Source organism: Frankia sp. CoBUL1, assembly GCF_978021245.1.
This window is the reverse complement of sequence record NZ_CDXDOS010000344.1, coordinates 1-2,943: the sequence shown is the minus strand read 5'-3', so window position 1 is coordinate 2,943 and position 2,943 is coordinate 1. Positions and strand designations below refer to the sequence as shown.

The following is a 2,943-nucleotide window of genomic DNA, read 5'->3' as shown; positions in this document are numbered from 1 at the left end:
GACCTGGTTTTCGCGCAACTCGGCGTCGCGCTCGGCATTGGCCTCGTTGCGGCGGGTGAAGAAGGCGTCCTGCGCCGCGCGGAAGCGGTTCCACAACGCGTCGTCGATATCCTTTGCCGCGCGACCGGCGGCCTTCCAGTCGGCGAGCAGCGCCCGGTAGCGGGCGGCCGTGCCGGCCCAGTCGGTGGAGTCGGACAGCGCCTCCGCCTCGGCGATGATCGCCTCCTTCCGTTCCCTCGAACGGGCCCGCTGCGTGTCGAGAGCGGCGAAGTGCGCGGTCCGGCGGCGGGTGAACTCGTCCCGGGCCGTGGCGATGCGCCGCCACAGCGCCGAGTCGGTGCGCTTGTCCAACGAGCCGGCGGCGCGGAACTCCTCGGCGAGCGCGCGGAACCGCTCCCCGGCGGTCTTCCACTCCGAGCTGCGGCCGAGCCGTTCGGCCTCGGCGACCAGCTGCTCCTTGGCCGCGGCGATCCGGCCGGCCCGCTCGGCGGCGAGCGCGGAGCGATGTTCCTCAGTGGCGGCGACCACGGCCTCCAGCCGCGTGCGCAGCGCATCCAGATCACCGACGACCGCGGCCTCGTCGAGGGAATCGAGTAGCCGCCGTGCGCTGCCGACGATCCCGGTCGGATCGACCCCGCTGACCGTCAGCCGCCGCTCGAGCAGCTCGACCTCGGCGGACAGATCGTCGAAGCGGCGCTCGAAGTGGGCCAGGGAGACTGCCGGCACGCCATGATCCGACGGCACGTTCGCCGCTGGCCGTGCGAACGAAGACCGTGCCGTCATCGGCGACACGCCCCCAGGCGGAGGCGTGGTCGGGCTCGCTGCGGTCGCTCATGGTGTTCCCGAAGATCGACTGGCGTTTCCTGTCATTCTTGCAGGCGTTGGCCGTTGAGGGGACAGCCGCCACGGATCGGTCACCACGATTCGCCGTTGGCGGTGTCGCGTGGGCCGTTGGCGGTGTCGCGTGGGATGTGGACGGACCGGGCGACACGTGCAGGCACCGGCTGCTCCTCCGCGGGAGCCACCCCCGTACCGGCATCCCGGCACAGGTGGGGCCAGGATGCATAACTGTGACGCGTGAGGCGGGTGACAGCCGGGCGGGCTGGCGAGCCGGGGTGTTGTTGCTGCCGGCGTTCGTGGGACTCGGTGTTTTCGTCATCGGGCCCGCATTGGTGTCGGCCTTCATCGCGGGCACGGACAAGACCCTGACGGGACCGCGTTTCGACTGGGTCGGCACGGCGAACCTGCGTACCGCTCTCTCCGACGCGGACCTGGCCGGCGCCGTGCGCAACACGCTGCTGTACTGCGCCCTCACGGTGGTACCCGCGATCGTGATCGGGCTGGCGCTCGCGCTGGCCGCCGAACGGGTGACCCATGGCCGGGCGCTGGTGCGATGTGCGCTGTTTCTTCCGGTCAGTGCGAATATTGTGGCCATGGCGGTCGTGTTCGCCTACATGTTCGACAGCAGCCCCGACGGTCTCGCGAACACCATCGTCGGGCTGTTCGGGGTGGCTCCGGTCGACTGGCTCGGCGACACCTCGACCGCGTTGCCGGTGGTGGCCCTCGTCGGTGGTTGGCGGCTGACGAGCTTCGTCTTCGTCGTCTATCTCGCCGGGCTGACGGCGATCCCGAGATCGGTGTACGAGGCGGCGGACGTGGACGGCATCCACGGATTCGCCCGGCTGCGTCACATCACCCTGCCGCTGCTCGCCCCGACGACGATCTTCCTGGGGATGTTCGTCACCATTCTGACCCTGCAGACCTTCGAAACGGTCGCGGTGCTCACGAAAGGTGGCCCCCTGGACTCCAGCACGACGATCATTTACTATATTTACGAGGTCGGATTCACTGGATCGTTCCGCATCGGATATGCCTCGATGATCGCCCTGATGCTGTTTGTCGTGATCGTGGCACTGGGTGCCGCTGGCGGGCTGCTCGGGCGCCGCATCCGACGCACTCGGGAGGCCGCCGCGTGAGCGTCGACACCTCCAGTCCGGCGTCCGGGCCGGCGCCCCGTGGCCACGCCGTGCGGCGAGCCTCGCGTCGGCGGGCCCCGCAACCGGGATCGGCGCCGGCGCCGATCCCGGCATCGCGGCGCGGTCGCCGCCGGTCACCGACCGGACCGACGATCGGGCGTCTCGTCCTGCTCACGATCGGCATCGTCGCGGTCGTCCTGCCCTTCGTCTGGATGGTGCGGACCGCCGTTGGGCCGCGGCAGACCGCGCTGGCGCTGACGTCGAACCCGATCCCGTCCAGCATCGACCTGAGCTCGTTCGACCGCGCCTGGTACGCCGGTGATCTCGGACCTGCCCTGCTCACGGGGGTGGCGGTGAGCCTGGCGATCCTCGCGTTGCAGCTCGCGACGGCGATCCCGGCCGCCTACGCCTTCTCCTGTCTGCGCTTTCGCGGGCGTACGGCAGCCTTCGCGGTGGTGCTCGCCACCCTGCTGGTGCCGACCCAGATCACCGCCGTGCCGAACTACGTCACCATTTCCGCGCTCGGACTCGCTGACACCCGGGTCGGCCTGGTCCTGCCGTTCATGACACACGCGGCGATGATCTTCATGCTCCGGCAGTACATGAGCACCATCCCGGGGTCGGTCCTGGAAGCCGCGCGGATGGACTGGCTCGGTACCTGGCGGACGCTGTGGACGATCATCGTGCCGCTCGCCGCGCCCGCGATCGCCTCCGTATCGGTGTTCAGCTTCCTGTTGTCGTACAACGAGTACCTGTGGCCGCTGCTGGTCGCGCGGTCGCCGGACATCGCCACCCCGCCGCTGGCGCTCGCGCGCCTGATGACCGACTCCTCCTCCGTCATTCCGGACTTCACCGAGCTCGCCGCGGCCGCGCTGATCATCAGCCTGCCGTCGCTCGTCGTCTTCGTCGTCGCCCAACGCCGTCTCGCCGCCGGAATTACCGGTACGGGTGCCGGTGCCTGAGCTTG

The 2,943-nt window shown here is 69.9% G+C and carries 2 protein-coding genes and 1 pseudogene; 2 read left to right on the top strand and 1 reads right to left on the bottom strand.

What is annotated here, in order from left to right; genetic code table 11:
• Positions 1-835 (bottom strand): annotated as a pseudogene (locus AC08OX_RS16640) (DUF349 domain-containing protein); the annotation flags it as partial.
• Between the two features lie 235 nt (positions 836-1,070).
• On the opposite strand from AC08OX_RS16640, the gene AC08OX_RS16635 reads away from it, so the two are divergent.
• Together AC08OX_RS16635 and AC08OX_RS16630 are read left to right on the top strand one after the other, a co-directional pair.
• Positions 1,071-1,976: a carbohydrate ABC transporter permease gene (locus AC08OX_RS16635; RefSeq protein WP_476608658.1), complete on the top strand. Its 906-nt coding sequence runs from the start codon at positions 1,071-1,073 to the stop codon at positions 1,974-1,976.
• A complete protein-coding gene (locus tag AC08OX_RS16630; RefSeq protein ID WP_476608657.1) occupies positions 1,973-2,938 on the top strand; it encodes a carbohydrate ABC transporter permease in 966 nt (321 codons plus the stop codon). Before AC08OX_RS16635 ends, AC08OX_RS16630 begins: the two co-directional genes overlap by 4 nt.
• Positions 2,939-2,943 lie beyond the last annotated feature (5 nt).